Origin of the sequence: Paraburkholderia sp. MM5496-R1, assembly GCF_050436205.1 — a bacterium.
Classification (GTDB): domain Bacteria; phylum Pseudomonadota; class Gammaproteobacteria; order Burkholderiales; family Burkholderiaceae; genus Paraburkholderia; species Paraburkholderia tuberum.
Map to the genome: position 1 here is coordinate 2,178,737 of NZ_JBNDLT010000002.1, position 15,737 is coordinate 2,194,473.

Here is a 15,737-nt window from a genome sequence, read left to right on the forward strand (position 1 = left end):
CCGCCCGCCGCCCGCTAGGCGAGCAATGCGGCCTGCTGTTCGATGCCATCGAGCATCGCCTCGCATTGGCGGATTAGCGCATGCCCCTCGTTACGCAACTGCTCGGGCGACTTCGCGACAATGTCGCGACGATAGGCTTCGAGCGCGTGTACGAGTGGCCGATACCGCAGCACGCTGGCCGCCCCCATCACCCGATGCAGCCACTCGGGCACCCGCCCCGTGTCCGCGCGTTCGAGTAACGTCGCAAGCGCGTTGAAGTCTTCGCGCATCGACGAGATGAATGAACCGAGCAACGCCTTGACCGTCGACTCGCTTCCCCATAACTGCGTCATGTGTGCTAGTTCGATGGGCACGTACGGTTCGACACCGACGCGCTGCGTGATCTGCCGCTCGCCGGCCGGCGCAGACGATTCGCGACCGCATGTTTCTGCCGGCGCGGGGTGCCGAACGGTGTCGGTGCCAAACCAGCGGCTCAGGTAGTCGCGCAACGTGGCGAGCCGAGTCGGCTTGATCAGACTGTCGTCCATGCCGGCTTCGCGGCACAGCCTCAGGTCGTCGGGCGCGGTGTTGGCCGTGATGCCGAGTATCGGCAGACGCTGCGCGCCGCCGCGCAGTGCCTCCGCTTCGCGGATACGGCGAGTCAGTTCGTAACCGGACAGGTTCGGCATGTGACAGTCCGTGATCAGGCAGCCATAGCTCGTGCGCTCGAGCGCGAGAAGCGCTTCGGCGCCGTCGTTCGCGACGTCGCACGCGAACCCCAGCAGGGCGAGTTGATGGCGGATCAACTCCTGATTGACTGGGTGATCTTCCGCGACAAGAATCAGTCGCCCGCTCGCGATCGCGCGTTCACGATCCGGCGGCGGCGCGACGCCATCGGTCGAGAACGGCACGCCTGGCGCTCGCGGTACCATCGGGGACATCGACGACAGGCCCGTCGTCGCGGCCGCGCATGCGGCGCCGAGGCCGCGCCACGAAATCGGATTGATGCTCACGCGCACCTTGTCGTCGAGGATGCGGTAACCCGTCGGCATCGGCTTTTCGGTCAGCGTGACGACACGCGCATTTGCGCCGATCTGTACGGGCAACGTGACGTCCTCGCCGACGAACAGCAGATCCGCGCGGCTCAGCAGGTCGCTTTTGCCCTGCGTCGCCGCAGCGGCGGCCGAGAGGCTGCGCAGTTCGAGCCCGAGCGCCTCGCCGAAGTGTGCGAGAGCGCGGCCGATGCGCGGATCTCGCGTGATCACGACGGCGCGTTTGCCGCGCAGACCGTTGATCGAATAACGCTGCTCGACGATCGGCATCGTCAGCCGCACGGTCATCCTCGTGCCGTGGCCCGGTTCGCTGCGCAGCGCGAGCGTGCCGTTCATCAGGTCGATCAGCTTGCGGCAGATCGTCAGCCCAAGGCCCGTGCCGCCGAAGCGCCGCGTGGTGGACGACTCAGCCTGCACGAACGGCTCGAACAGGCCCGCCTGCACGTCCGGCGCGATGCCGATGCCGGTGTCCTCAACGGTCAGCTCCAACGTCTGCGAGTCCGCGCGATCCTGGACGACCGCCACGCTAACACCCACCTCGCCCTTCGGCGTGAACTTGATCGCATTGCCAAGCAGATTGAACAGAATCTGGCGCAGACGCACGCTGTCGCCGCGGAGCGTCGCGGCGGCGTCGGTCGCGATGTCGACGCGCACTTTCAGCCCTTTTTCGTGGGCGCGCCCCGCGAGCAGGCCGACCGCGTTATCGACGAGTTCGCGCAGATCGATCGGCTCGGCTTCGAGCGTGAGCCGCCCCGCCTCGATCTTCGAATAATCGAGCAGATCATCGAGAATCTGCAGCAGCGCGCCCGCCGACTCATGGATCATGCCGAGCATTTCGCTCTGATCGGTACTGAGCGGCGTGCGCTCGAGCACTTCGACGAGACCGAGCACACCGTTCATCGGGGTGCGGATTTCGTGGCTCATCATCGCGAAGAAGTCGTCCTTCGCGCGCGAGGCCGCCTCGGCCACATCGCGTGCCCGCGCGAGTTCCTCCGAACGCGCGCGCTCGACGCTCGCATCGACCCAATAGCCGCTCCAAACGACGCTGCCATCGGCTTCTCGCCGCGGCACCAGTTCGGCCCGCACCCACTTCAGTTGACCGGCGTTTCCCAGGCGGAACTCCATATGCACTGGGGAGGCGCAGCTCGCGGAACGCTCGAGCTCGGCGAGAACGCGCGGCCGATCCAGCTCCGACACTCGTTGGAAATCGACCCGCGCCCCCCCATGCCAATCACCCTCGCCGAGCAGATGCCGCGTGTCGCCGCCGATGTACGGGAAGGAATACGCGCCGGACGGCGAGCGCCGCAACTGGAACACGACGGCGGGCAACGAGCGCGTGACGTCGAACAGGCGCCGTTCGGTTTCGCTCGCGCGCATTTCAGCGCGCCGGATGTCGGTGATGTCGACCATCGTGCCAAGCACGTACGCCGGATGCCCATCGCTGGCCTCGCAGACGCTCGTCCAGAAAATCCCATGCCGCGTCTCGCCAGCGCCGTCCTCGAACTGGAGTTCGACTTTCGCGATGCCGCCGCCGCGCAGGATCTCGCCCGTGATGTCGTCGAGCACGCGGCTGTTTGCGTCGCCCCATGTGCCGACCTCGGTCGTCGTGCGCCCGAGCACGTCCTTGCGCTCCAGCCCGCACGCTTTCTCATAGGCCTCGTTGATCGCGATGTACCGTCCGTCCAGGCCTTTCGCGATGAGCGGATACGGCACCGTCTTCATCATCGTTTCCTGGAAGTTCAATTGCAGTGCGAGTTCGCGCTCGGTCTGCTTACGTAGCCGGACTTCGCGTTGCAGCAGCACGTACGCGCGCAACGTGACCAGCAGCACGACGCCGATGCCGATCAGCACCGGCAGCAGCCGCACCGCAGTCACGCTCCATACGGCGTTGTCCGGCGCGGCGGGACTCACCCACTTGCGCCGGATGCGCTGCTTTTCGGCTGCCGGCATCGCCTGCAACGCGCGATCGATCAGCTTGACGAGCGGGCTCAGATCCTCGCGCACAGCAAAATACAACGAGTCGGATTCGCCGAGCGAGTCGAGCACCCTGAGCGCGCCGACGTAGTGCTGCCGCAGTTGCACGTTGATCGCGGCCGCGTTGCCGACCAGCACGTCGGCCTCGCCGCTCGCGACCATGCGCAGCGCCTCGCCCAGGCTCGCCGCGACGACGATGTGATCGACCGGCACCGCTTCCAACGCGAGCGGCACCGAGCCGGCCACGTGCGGCGACATCACGACGCGGCACGACGTGATGTCGTCGAACGAGCACGGGGGCGGCGCGCCGCTCCGCCCGACGATCACCAGCGGATCGCTCTCGTACACACGGCTATGGTCGGCGCCTACCAGGAGCGCGGCGCGACTCGATGTGGAGGACAGCATCGCGAGGTCGCCACGCTGGAACGCCTCGACGGCGGCGGCCCAGTCGGCCATGCGCGCGCGGTTGAACACGACACCGAGCGTGCTGCTCAGGTACGTGAGGTAATCGGCGGTCAGGCCGACGGGGCGGCCTGCGGAATCAACATAGCTGAACGGCGCCCAGTCGTTGTCGAAGCCGACCTGCAACGGCGGCAGCGAACGCAGCCAGTTCTTCTCTTCCGGCGTCAACGTGAAACGTGGTGCATGCGGCGCGGGCGCCGCGTTGAAGTTGCCGGACAGCCAGCGCGCGCGTATCGCGGCGGCCTCGGCGGGATTCATCGACACGAGCGCGCGGTTCATCTGATCGCGCAAAGCAGGCTGGCTAGGCGATACGGCAAAGCGCAGGTCGAGCGCTTTGCCGCCTTGCTCGAACGCTACGCGCAGCTTGCGATACGCGTCGGTCGCCAGTTCGTATTGCACGACCGGCGTGAAGCCGAAGTAGACGTCTGCATCGCCATGCAGTAGCGCGTTCAGCGCTTCGTGCGTGCTCGCGAACGAGACGATACTCGCGCGAGGAAAACCTGCGCGCAACAAACGCTCACGCGCAAAACCGCGCTCGATCGCGATACGCGCGCCAGCGAGGTCGGTCGGGTTCACATGCCGGGCGTCGTCGCGACGCACGACGGCCGAGGCGAACGAGTGGAAGTAAGGAGCCGTAAAGCTGAGGCAGCGCTCGCGCTCCGGCGTGCGCGCTATGCTCGTCAGCAGGTCGACCTCGCCGGCGCAAGCCGCGGCGACCAGCCTGGCCATGTCGGGAAAGCTTTTCGTCTCGATGACGACGTTCGGCCCCACGAGCGCGCGCAACAGGTCGCCGCTGACGCCGGCGAGCCGGCCGCCCAGCGGAATGTCGAACGGCGCCCAGCCTCCTTCGAGAATGCCGACCGTCAATCTGGCAGGAAATGCAATGGATGACGACGCGGAAGAACCCGTTCCCACTGCGGAAATTACGGGTGGCTGTGACGCAGCGCCGGCAGGTCCGGCCATGCAGACCGCATCCGTAACCGCCAGCAGAAAAAACGCGAGCCAATGCGTCATTGAGTGGCGCGGCGAGCGCGGCCAAAGACACCGCAACAAACGCCGCAGCCCCAATGTCAGCACCGCATCGACCGGAAGTGGTGAGTACCGTCCCTCGCTCACGAAACGTCACCCTGCCCGTCCACCAACGACACCGAAGACGAATCGGCTCCGCCGTCCAGAAACGAAAACAGCACGCCAGCCGCGATTGCTCCGGCCAACGGCGCGGCCCAGAACAGCCACAACTGATCCAGCGCCCAGTTGCCGACGAACAGCGCCTGCGCGGTCGAGCGTGCGGGATTGACCGCTCCATTGGTGATCGGAATGGACACCAGGTAGACGAGCATCAGACATGCGCCGGTGATGAATGGCGCAATCGTTGCCACCTCTTTTCGAACGACGACCAGCAGGCATGCTCCGACAAACACGAACGACAGCACGCATTCCACGACGAGCGCCGCATGCAATGGATAGTCGGCGGGCGAATGAGCGCCGAAGCCGTTCGCCGCGAATTCACTCGCGGAGAGTTCGAAACCTGGCCGGCCGCTGGCGAGGTAGGCGAGCAGCGCCGCGGCGACTATTGCGCCCCAGATTTGCGCAGCGATATAGGGCAAGACATCACGCACGGGAAAGCGCTGCGCGATCGTCAGGCCGATGGTGACGGCAGGATTGAAATGCGCGCCGGAAATCTTGCCGAAGGCATAGCTGCCGGTAGCAAGCGCAAGACCGAACGCCAACGACATTTGCAACGCGCCAGTGCCCTGCAGCACGCCTGTGGTGTCCAGCACCGTACTGCCGCAGCCGACGAACACGAGCCAAGCCGTACCCACACCCTCGCTGCACAATCGCTTGCCTAGCGCAACCATCTCTATCCCGTCCATCAAGTATGAGGCACAGACGCCAAACGATCGCGCGAAGAGGTCTGCACCGGATTCCCCTGATCCATTGGTAATCGGATCACGAGCCAGCCGCTTGGCAGTTGCGGCGCAAGGCGCGCAATGACAGGGGCGCCAGGATTATTGGGTGCCCCCCACGCCACGGCAATCAGATAAGTCTGATAAGGGCTACCTCAAATCCATCGGGAAAGAATTTGTGACCGTTGCTGCGCCTCATATCAGCCCAATCTGAGTGGCGTAGTTGATCAGGTCGGCTTCTGTTTCCAGTCCGAGCTTGCGCATCGCGCTGCGTTTTTGCGTGCTGATGGTTTTGTCGCTACGCCGCAAACGTGTGGCGATCTCGTGCACCGCGAGGCCTCGCACATAGAGTTGAAACACCTCCCACTCGCGTGCGCTCATCACACCGCCGCGCCGGGGCGGCGCAGGCTCCGCGGTCGCGAGTGCGGCCCGAACCTGTTCCGATAGATGGGTGCCCCCGGCGGCAACGGCTTCGATTGCGTCGATCAATGCGTCCACGGCGTCGCGCTTGTCGACGATTCCAGTCACGCCGATATTGCGCAAGCCGGCCAACACATGCGCGCGCCCAATCATGGTCAGCACGACCACGTGGGGATGCGGCGTGCGCCGTAGCAGCCGGCGCAATAGCGGCACCGCGCTGGTGTCTCCGTCGAGTCCCGGCATGCCGATGTCCGACACGACGACGTCGCATGCGCAGGCATCGAGCAGCTTCGCGAGACCACGGGTGTCGGCAGCTTCGCCGACGATTTCGATATTCGGCTTGTCGCGCAGCAGAGATCGGACGCCCGCGCGAATGGAGTCGTGATCGTCCGCCACGACGACGTGAATCTTGTTTGGCATTCTTTTCCGTGACTTTTTTATGGTGTCGATCGGGCATACCGCACGAAATGTGTCCCCCGGTTATGCCGATATATTCGCCGCGCGCCTGCGCAGAATGTTGCCGCCCGCTTAACGGCTTTGACCAAGCCCTTCTGGCACTACGCCATACTCGACTGCGAAGCGAAACAGTTCGGCGTCGCTATTCAGCGACAGCTTGCGCATGGCCATGCACTTCTGCGCGCTGATCGTCTTCACACTACGTCCCAGCCGCGTGGCGATTTCCGTGACGCCGAGTCCTGACGCGTATTGCGTAAAAACCTCGAACTCTCGGCGAGACAGGGTGGCGCGCACGAAGTCGAGACGTTTCGTCAGCGTGACATCGGCCAGCATGGCGCGCACCGCCGGACCGACAAAACATTCGCGCGCCAGCGCCATGACCACCGCCACATGGATCAGATCGATACGATCACGTTTGCTCAGCAGCCCATCCACGCCGAGCGACATCACTTTGCGCAGCGTCGCCGCCTCCGTTTCCATTGTCAGAATGACGAGCGCCACGTTGGGATAGCGCGCCTTCAACTGCCTGACGACGTCGAACCGGTTGTCGTTGTGCCCTCCTGGCATGTAAAGGTCCATCAGCACGATATCGCAAGGACTGCGATCGACTTCGATGAACAGTTCGGCGACATCCGCCGCACGGCCAACCACCTTCAGGCCCGGATAGTTGCCAATCAGATTTTCTATAGCCAGCAGAACCAGCGGATGATCATCCGCAATGATCGTTCGAACAGGCGAGCCTGATGCAGCCATGAGGTTCATCGTCTGGCGCTCCTCGATACTTTCATTTCTCGACCTTGTTATGTGTGACCGGCGCTCACGCAATGGTCGAGCATTTCTATTGCGACAAACATCAGAGCGCTCTGAAATGGTACGAACAACCGTATGCCTGATGCTTAGTCTTCCGATTCGAGGAGGACCGTGCCGCAGGCGCGCACACAGGAAAAGAGCGCGGGGTCGTCGTTGACGCCAAGCCGCGCCATCGCTTCGCGCTTGTGCCGGCTCACCGTGCGGCGATGGCAGCCGAGCGCCGCCGCGATCTGCACGATGGACTCGCCGCTCACGAGCCTGCGCAGGATGTCGGTCTGCCGCTTCGACAGCAGCAGGGCCGACACGAACCGACCGTTGTCCGGCTGCAAACGCGCGAGCGTTTCGACTACCGAGCGGCCCAGGTAGCGCGCGCCGCGCGCACTGTCGCAGACCGCTTGCGGCAGCTCCTCGAGCGAATCGGCTTTGCCGATCACACTGACCGCGGCATCGGCGACGACGACACGCAACATCGCGGCGTTCGTCTGCCCGGTCACGACGACGACGCGCAATGACGGCCACTCGCCACGAATGCGCCGGATCAGGCCGAGTCCGTCGCCAATCTCGCCGGCGGGCTCCGGCATGGAGAGATCGACGACGAGCACGTCGCACGGTGTGTGTTGCAGCAATGCGATCAACGCAGTGGGCATCTGCGCCTGACCGACGACGGACAGACCTTCGTGCGCCTCCAGTGTCGATTTCAGGCCAAGCAGGATGAACGGGTGATCGTCCGCCAGAATGATTCGAAGATTTGTCACGATTAGTCTCGCTCGCTATAAGAATGGTCGAAATGCGCGCGGCAGTGGCTGTGCAGGCGGCAGGCGTCGACCTGCGTCGCGGCACTCAAGCGACGTGCCGGAAAAGCCATCTGATCACCCTCGCAAATTCACGACAATCGGAGCGTTCCTAATCCAGATCAATAATCGGGATAATTTATAGTTCGACCAGGCAATATGCGCACCGTGATTCGAATCGAATCAAAATCGATTCGGCAACGCAAAGCGCGCTGTTCGCCCCATGTCTCACGCCGCATCGCAAGCACGCGTCGCGCGCATCGCACGCGTCGACGCGGCGCGCGGAAACACCGGCAATGCGAGCAACGCGCAAGCGCTCGCCACCGTCCACACCAGCGGCCATGCTCCGATAGACAGCAGCGCCGGAATCGCGAGCGGCGTCACGAACAGCGTGAGGAACACGCAGGTGTTGCCCATCGCGAGCGCGGTGCCCGCGCGGCGAGTACCGGCGAGCGTCGCGAGTTCGGTGAACGCGACGCCGTGCCACGCCGACGCGCTAACTCCGCCGAGTACGATCATCAGCGCGAACGGCGCGACCGCCCCGGCGCGACGCAGGCCGATGAGCCCGGTCGCGAGCGCGAGCAGCACGAACAGCACGGCGGTCACCAGACTGCATGCCCGCATATACGCGCGGCGGTTGCCGCGCCGGTCGGTCCACGCGCCGCTCCAGACCCGCGCGATCGCGGCGCCAGTCTGCACCGCGGCCATCGTCGCGCTGATCGCGAACACGCCGGCACGCCCGAAGTCGTGCAGGAACACCGTGCCGAATGTGATCACGGCAATCTGCGGCATGCACAGCGCGCCCGCGCCAAGCGCGACGCGCCAGATCGCGATGTCGCGCAATGGGGAGATCATCGGCGGCGGTGCGCTGACGTTCGAGGAGTCCAACCTCCGACCGTTGGCCGCCGCAGCACGGGCCGTCGCAGCCGCGCGCACTCCTTTGGGCGCCGGCGTATCGTCCGCGTGTGCGGGCTCGTGCAGCCAGCGCCACGCGAACCATGCGGTGATCGCGCACGCCAACGCCAGCACCGCATAGGCGCTCGCAAAACCAAAGTGCGAGGCGAGCACCGGCAGGACCACTGCGCCGAGTCCACCGCCCGCCGGCACGGCGGTTTGGCGGATGCTCATCGCGAGGCCGCGCTCGCCTTCGCGAAACCACGCCATCACCGCTCGGCCGCTCGATCCGTTGACGCTCCCGCCCAGCAGTCCGACCAACAGCAGCCCGAGCGCGAGCGGGACGATGCCGGGCACATGCGCGCCGCCCGGCGACACGAACAGCGCGAGACCGGCTAGCGCGACCGCGGTCGACAGCAAGCCGAGCAGCAGCACCCGGCGATCGCCCCAGCGGTCGGTTAGGAGCCCCCACGGCAACTCGCTGACCGCAATGCCCAGGCCGAGCATGCCGAGCACGAGGCCGAGCCCGTGGTTGCCCAGGTGGTAGTCCGAGCGCAGGAACACCGCTGTCGTCGGAATCCCCGAAAATGCCGCCGAAAAGCTCGCATTCGCGGCAAAACCAACGCCCAGCACCTTCCAGCGATGCCGCGCGCCGCGCTCGCCGGTGCCGCCCGACGCTGTCATCGATCCGTTTTCCATCACACCCTCCGTGTGTCGTTCGAGGGTATGCTACGGCTTGGCATTCCATCGGCATAGCCGGAAATTTAGATCGCCACCATCGGAAAAACCGAATCATGAGCCAGCGTGGTTTCGACCTTGCGCAGTTGCGGACCTACGTCGCCGTCGCCGAATCGGGCGGGGTGTCGGCAGGCGCGCAGCGCGTGTTCCTGTCGCAGTCGTCGGTAAGCGAGCAGCTGAAGAAGCTCGAGGAGCGCGCCGGCCAGCCGCTCCTCGTGCGCAGCCGGCAGGGTGTGAGTCCGACGTCCGCGGGCGAGCGCCTGCTCGAGCATGCGCGCCGCATCATCGCGATGAGCGAAGCGGCCTTCGACGACCTGCAAGGCCGCTCGCTCGACGGCGAGCTGCGCATCGCGATCACCGATTACTACCGGCCGCACGACATCGCGCGCATCCTCAAGACGTTTTCGGAACAGCATCCGCGGCTGAAGCTGCACGTGACGGTGCTGCCGAGCGCGGTGATCGACAGCGGCGCGGACGATCGCGCGTCGTTCGACATCGGTTTGTCGGCGCGGCTCGTCACAGGCCAGCTGCGTGCACGCGGCGCGGGTGCCGGTGCCGCGAGCATCGTCGTGCGGCGCGAAAGGCTGCTATGGGCCAGTTGCGCCGATGCCGCCAGCCGCCCCATCGCGCCGTATCAACTGGTGCTGCTGCCGTCGACGTGTCAGTTGCAGCGCTTCGCCGTCAAGCTGCTCGACCAACACAAAGTACCGTACGTGGTGTCGCATTCGGCGTCGGGCGTCGCGGGCCTGCAGCTCGCATTGAAGGCGGGGCTCGGGATTTCCTGTCTGAACGAGTCGTCGCTCGGCGGCGGCGTGGTGGCGTGTGCCGCGAACTTCGGCTTGCCACCGCTGCCCGCCATCGAGTTTCATCTGCTGCCGCGGCGTCCGGGCGAAAGCGAGTTGGTCAGCAATGCACGTGATGCGCTCGTGCGGCTCTTCGCATGACGCACAAATCGGCGCTGGCCGGGCAGTACGCCGACGTGACCGACAAGGAATTGCGCGACTTCCAGAGCGGCCAGCGGCAAAGCGCGGTCATGCAGGCAATCATTGCGGGACGCAGCGACCAGGATCTGCACGATCTGGCGGTGTACTACGCGTCGCTCCCGCTCCCCGCGGCGGCCGAGAAGACCCGCGCCGGCGAAGGACCCGATGCGACCGCAACCAGGCTCGTGATGCAGGGCGACCCGCAACGCAATATCGCACCGTGCGCGGCGTGTCATGGCCAACTCGATCGCAAGGGCGCGGCGCCGTGGCTCGGCGGACAGTCGGCGGCCTATCTGGCCGCGCAGTTGCAGGCGTTCGCTTCGGGCGCGCGGCGCAACGACATCAACGAGCAGACGCGCAATGTCGCGCGGCAGATGACGCCCGAGGAAATCGATGCGGTGGCGAGGTATTACGCGGGCATGCAGTAGTGGGACGGTGAGAGGTCGTGGGTTGACGCAGCGCAACGGCTCGCGTTACGCCGCGACAAACTCGCTGTCCAGTCTCCGCTCGCCGGCAACACCGGCCAGCTTCGCGCCGGGCGCCGGAGCACGGCTGCGCGATTCGCTGCCGGTCCGGAACACCGCCACCGCCGTCGACAGGCGCCGCGCCTGATCTTCCAGCGAACTCGCCGCCGCGGCCGCCTGCTCGACGAGCGCCGCGTTCTGCTGCGTGACCTCGTCCATCTGACCGACCGCGCGATTGACCTGATCGATGCCGGTGCTCTGTTCGAGCGCCGCCGCCGCGATCTCGTTCATGATGGAACTGACGCGCGCGATCGCGCCGACGATGTCGTTCATCGTCGTGCCCGAGCGCTCGACGAGCTGCGAGCCCCGCTCCACGCGGGTGGTCGACGCGTCGATCAAGCCCTTGATCTCCTTGGCCGCCGCCGCGCTGCGCTGCGCGAGCGAGCGCACTTCGCTCGCGACGACCGCGAAGCCGCGTCCCTGCTCGCCCGCTCGCGCCGCCTCGACCGCGGCGTTCAGCGCGAGGATGTTGGTCTGGAACGCGATGCCCTCGATTACGCCAACGATATCGGCAATCCGCCGCGAATCGTCGACGATGCCGTGCATCGTGCCGACCACCTGCTCGGTCAGCTCGCCGCCCTGCGCGGCCAGCGTCGAGGCGCCCTGCGCGAGCGAGCTCGCCTCTTTCGCGTTGTCGGCCGTCTGCTTGACCGTCGTGGTCAGCTCTTCGATGCTCGCGGCCGTTTCCTCGAGCGCCGCCGCCTGCTCCTCGGTGCGTTGCGACAGATCGGCGTTGCCGGCCGCGATCTCGCTGACGCCGGTATCGATCGAATCGGTACCTTGACGAACCGCGTTGACCGTCGCGATCAGCGACTCCTGCATCTTGCGCAGCGCGGCCGCGAGACGGCCCATCTCGTTGTCGCTGAGCACCTCGATGCGGCCGCTCAGGTCGCCGTTGGCGATGCGCTGGAACTGCGCGATCGTCGCATCGACCGGCGTGACGATCGCGCGCACGAGCACGAAGCGGGCGAGCAAGCCGCCGACCAGCGACAGCGCAATGCCGATCGCCACCGCCGTGCTGATCGCGTAGAACAGGTCCTGCGCATCCTTGTAGCGCTGTGCGCCGTGATCGAGCTGCAACTGCTCGAGCGCGAGCATGGCCTTCTCGTACGCGCTGTACAGCGACGGCAGTTTATGCGCCTGCAATTGCTGGAAGGCGTTGATGTCGCTCGACTTCAGCGCGGCGAGCGTCGGGTCGACGCCGTCATGCAGGAACGCGTCGCGCTTCTGCTGCATGTCGGCGATCAGACGCTGCTCATCGGCATCCGTGCCCGCATGGCTCAAATAGTGGGCAAGCCGCTCGTCAGAGGCTTTGCGGTACTGATCGAAGCGCTTGAGCACGGCGTTCGCGCCGTCCTGATCGTTCAGCGCGACGAGCGACGCGTACGTCGCGAGCGCGAGCCGCAGGCGCAGCAGTTGGCCGGCGCTGCCTTCGAGGTCGGCGACGGCGGGCGTGTCGACCGTGTACATCTGTTGCAGCGACGCGTTCGACGAGCGCAGCGACAACAATCCCGCGGCCGCGCCGAGCAGCAGCACGATGCCGAAGAACACGATCATCAGGGTAAGGCTGGTGCGAATCGACAGCTTTTTCAACATCGGACTGGTCTCCTTGGGCTGCCCGGCCGATGATTCCGTATCGTTGACGATAGCTGCATGGCCACGCAGGCTGCGCCCACGCCGTTCGGCCCGGTCCGCAACTTATCTGAAAATTAAGCAAACAGCACATTCGGGACAACGGCGTATCGGCCGAAAACTTTATGGTTGATCGCTCGCCCGGCTTGCGTTACATCAATAGAGTCTCGAAGCCCGTTTGCTGAAGCCCTTCTGTCGAAGCCCCCTCCTGCCCGGAGCGCGCCCATGTCGGAAATCGGTTCGGCCGTACTCGTGTTCGCGCTGCTGCTGATCGCCACCGGCCTCGGCGTCGGGGTGCGGCCGCTGCTGCCGGAAGAGCACAAGGCACACGAGACCGTACAGCTCGTGCAGCTCGTAATCGGCATGCTGGTGACGTTCGCCGCGCTGGTGCTGGGTTTGATGACGGCATCGGCGAAAGCGAGCTTCGACACCGCGTCGAACGATATGCGCAGCTATGCGGCCGAACTGATCGAATTCGACTCGACGCTGCGCGAACTCGGCAGCGCGGCCGACGAATCGCGGCGCCTGTTGCGCCAGTACACGGCGGCGGCGATCGCTTCGACATGGCCGCGCGAGCCCGCGCCGAGCGGCGACTATCCGCGCGATCTCGGGCCGCCGGGCAATCCGCAGCAACTCGAAAACGTGCATCTGGGCGACATGCTGACCACGGTGGGGCGGCAATTGCGACAACTGCGCACGCAGGATGCGTTGCAGCAACGTGCGCTCGATGACGCGTTGACGCAGTACCGGCGCGTCATCGATGCGCGCTGGAAAATCATCGAGGAAGCGCACAGCTCGATTTCGCAGCCGTTCTTCAAGACGCTGACGTTCTGGCTAGGCGTGATCTTTCTGAGCTTCGGGTTGATCGCGCCGCGTAATGCGTTGGCGCTGGTGACGATATCGCTGGGAGCGGTGTCGATTGCTTCGGCGGTTTATGTGATCGTCGATCTCGACACGCCGTTCACCGGGCCGATCGTGATTTCGAGTCTGCCGTTGCGGGATACGTTGGAGCATTTGAGTCGGTGAGTTTCTGACGAAATGCCCCGTCCGCGCGCGTGACGTAAAAAATGCTGGCAAACAGAAGGCAGAAAGGCCCGCTTTCCTGGCAGAAAGCGGGCCTCTGTTTTTGTGTCGATCAGCGGGACGCTGGTCGGCTCGGCATCGAGCCGCAACGATCAGAACGGAATATCGTCGTCCATCTCGTCGAAGCCGCCGCCAGCCGGCGCGCTCGGACGGCTCGCACCGCCACCGCCGCTACCGCCACGCGAACCGCCGCCCGACGACATCGCGCGACCACCGCCGCCGCCGCTGCGCTCCGACGGCTCGCCACGGCTATAACCGCCTTCATCGCCGCCACCCATCGACGCGCCGCCGCGGCCGCCCAGCATCTGCATCTGCTCCGCGACGATCTCGGTCGAATAGCGATCGGTGCCGTCCTGCGCCTGCCACTTGCGCGTGCGGATGCGCCCTTCGAGGTACACCGACGAGCCCTTCTTCAGATATTCCGCCACGATTTCCGCGAGGCGGCCGAAGAACGCGACGCGATGCCACTCGGTGGCTTCCTTCATCTCGCCCGACGCCTTGTCCTTGTAGCGGTCCGTCGTCGCAAGGCGGATGTTCGCCACTGCGTCGCCGCTCGGAAGATAGCGGACTTCCGGATCGGCGCCGAGGTTGCCGACCAGAATGACCTTGTTCACGGATGCCATGAATTTCTCCTGTTGATTCCTGTTGCAGGCGGCGCGGCACTACGCGGTTCGCGTCTCACGGCCGGCAGGCCCGAGACCAGAAGAGCGCCTCTGCCCGCCGCCGGGTGAGTTCTGGATGATTCGGGAGGTGCCCCGAGTACGCTGTGTTATGCCTTGCGCGGCGGCTGTTTCATCTTTGCGGCGATTATAAGCCAGCAAAATACCAGCCCGGAGCAGGCGAAGAAAACCGCGCTCTGGCCGTTCACCTTCAGGAGCCAGCCGCCGACCACTCCGCCCAGCGCAAGACCGATCGACTGCGTGGTGTTGTACACGCCGGCCGCGGCTCCCTTGCGGGTACCGGGCGCGAGCTTCGACACCAGCGAAGGCTGCGAGGCCTCGAGAATATTGAAGCCGAGAAAGTACACGAACAGGATCGCCGCCACACTCAGAATCGTATGCGGAGCAACGCCCAATAACAACTGGCCGATCAGGATAAGAGCGATCGCCGACAGCAGCACGATCTTCATCTTGCCGCGCTTCTCGGCGGCGATGATCGCCGGCACCATCATCACGAACGACAGCCCCATCACCGGCAGATACACCTTCCAGTGTGAAGCGACCGGCAGCCCGCCCGCTTCGAGAATGCGCGGCACGACGAGGAACAGCGCGGTTTGCGTGGCGTGCAGCACGAGCACGCCGAAATTCAAACGCAGCAACTCGACGTTGTGCAGCACTTCGGCGAACGGCGCGCGCACATGCACCGGCTTCGGCGCATCGGGCACGACCCATATCACGACGCCGATCGCGAGAATCGAGAACACGCCGACCAGCGTGAAGAGCCCGCTCATGCCGAGCCAGTGGAACACGATCGGCGCGCCGACGATCGCGACCGCGAACGACACGCCGATGCTGCCGCCGACCATCGCCATCGCCTTCGTGCGATGTTCCTCCGAGGTCAGATCGGCGATGAACGCGATCACCGCCGACGACACCGCACCCATCCCCTGAATCACCCGGCCGACGATGATCCACGTCATGTCGTGCGCGGCCGCCGCGACGAAGCTGCCGATCGCGAAGATCAGCAGGCCCGTCGCGATCACCGGCTTGCGGCCGACCTTGTCGGAGATCCAGCCATAGAAGATGTAGAGCATCGACTGCGTGACGCCGTACGCGCCGAGCGCAATGCCGACGAGCAGCACGTTTTCGCCGCCGGGAATGGTCTTCGCGTAGATCGAGAACACCGGCATGATCATGAAGAGACCCAGCATGCGCAGCGCGAAGATGGCGGCAAGCGACACGGTCGCGCGCAATTCGGGCGCGCTCATGCGTGTGGAGATGGCGGACGGATTGGACATCGATGCGTTGTTTGAATGAACCGGGCGGCGAGCCCGTGGGGACAGCCTTGGCCGCCGGCACAGTGGAGCAGAACG

At 65.3% G+C, this 15,737-nt stretch carries 11 protein-coding genes and 1 pseudogene; 3 read left to right on the plus strand and 9 right to left on the minus strand.

The window, feature by feature from the left end; genetic code table 11:
- Window positions 1–14: 14 nt before the first annotated feature.
- From OKW38_RS16975 to OKW38_RS17000, 6 genes are all read right to left on the minus strand, one after another.
- On the minus strand, window positions 15–4,430 hold the full coding sequence (locus OKW38_RS16975; protein ID WP_429362402.1) for an ATP-binding protein: 4,416 nt from the start codon (window positions 4,428–4,430) through the stop codon (window positions 15–17).
- 149 nt (window positions 4,431–4,579) lie between these two features.
- Window positions 4,580–5,326, minus strand: a complete 747-nt coding sequence (gene aqpZ, locus OKW38_RS16980) for an aquaporin Z (protein WP_090805580.1) — start codon at window positions 5,324–5,326, stop codon at window positions 4,580–4,582.
- A 243-nt stretch (window positions 5,327–5,569) separates the two neighbouring features.
- Window positions 5,570–6,214 (minus strand): response regulator transcription factor, encoded by a 645-nt coding sequence (locus OKW38_RS16985; RefSeq protein WP_184053864.1) that lies wholly within the window; start codon window positions 6,212–6,214, stop codon window positions 5,570–5,572.
- A 108-nt stretch (window positions 6,215–6,322) separates the two neighbouring features.
- Window positions 6,323–7,012: a response regulator gene (locus tag OKW38_RS16990; RefSeq protein ID WP_429335716.1), complete on the minus strand. Its 690-nt coding sequence runs from the start codon at window positions 7,010–7,012 to the stop codon at window positions 6,323–6,325.
- A gap of 134 nt (window positions 7,013–7,146) precedes the next feature.
- Window positions 7,147–7,815 (minus strand): response regulator transcription factor, encoded by a 669-nt coding sequence (locus OKW38_RS16995; RefSeq protein ID WP_090802971.1) that lies wholly within the window; start codon window positions 7,813–7,815, stop codon window positions 7,147–7,149.
- Window positions 7,816–8,079: 264 nt separating this feature from the next.
- Window positions 8,080–9,444 carry an MFS transporter gene (locus OKW38_RS17000; RefSeq protein ID WP_429362404.1) on the minus strand — a complete coding sequence of 455 codons (1,365 nt, stop codon included), beginning with the start codon at window positions 9,442–9,444 and terminating at the stop codon, window positions 8,080–8,082.
- A gap of 95 nt (window positions 9,445–9,539) precedes the next feature.
- Here OKW38_RS17000 and OKW38_RS17005 point away from each other — a divergent pair, with 95 nt between their 5' ends.
- Window positions 9,540–10,427, plus strand: a complete 888-nt coding sequence (locus OKW38_RS17005) for a LysR family transcriptional regulator (protein WP_429362405.1) — start codon at window positions 9,540–9,542, stop codon at window positions 10,425–10,427.
- Window positions 10,428–10,438: 11 nt separating this feature from the next.
- Window positions 10,439–10,894, plus strand: a pseudogene (locus OKW38_RS17010) (c-type cytochrome); the annotation flags it as partial.
- Window positions 10,895–10,939: 45 nt separating this feature from the next.
- On the opposite strand, the gene OKW38_RS17015 reads toward OKW38_RS17010, so the two are convergent.
- Window positions 10,940–12,586 carry a methyl-accepting chemotaxis protein gene (locus OKW38_RS17015; protein WP_090802966.1) on the minus strand — a complete coding sequence of 549 codons (1,647 nt, stop codon included), beginning with the start codon at window positions 12,584–12,586 and terminating at the stop codon, window positions 10,940–10,942.
- 261 nt (window positions 12,587–12,847) lie between these two features.
- Between OKW38_RS17015 and OKW38_RS17020 the strand changes: the two genes are divergently transcribed.
- Window positions 12,848–13,648: a DUF4239 domain-containing protein gene (locus tag OKW38_RS17020; protein ID WP_090802965.1), complete on the plus strand. Its 801-nt coding sequence runs from the start codon at window positions 12,848–12,850 to the stop codon at window positions 13,646–13,648.
- 149 nt (window positions 13,649–13,797) lie between these two features.
- Here OKW38_RS17020 and OKW38_RS17025 read toward each other — a convergent pair whose 3' ends face one another.
- Both OKW38_RS17025 and OKW38_RS17030 read right to left on the minus strand, forming a co-directional pair.
- Complete coding sequence (locus tag OKW38_RS17025) at window positions 13,798–14,328, minus strand: single-stranded DNA-binding protein (protein ID WP_090802962.1); 531 nt, start codon at window positions 14,326–14,328, stop codon at window positions 13,798–13,800.
- 146 nt (window positions 14,329–14,474) lie between these two features.
- Entirely contained in the window at window positions 14,475–15,662 is a 1,188-nt protein-coding gene (locus OKW38_RS17030; RefSeq protein WP_090802960.1) for an MFS transporter, read from the minus strand.
- Between the last annotated feature and the right edge of the window lie 75 nt (window positions 15,663–15,737).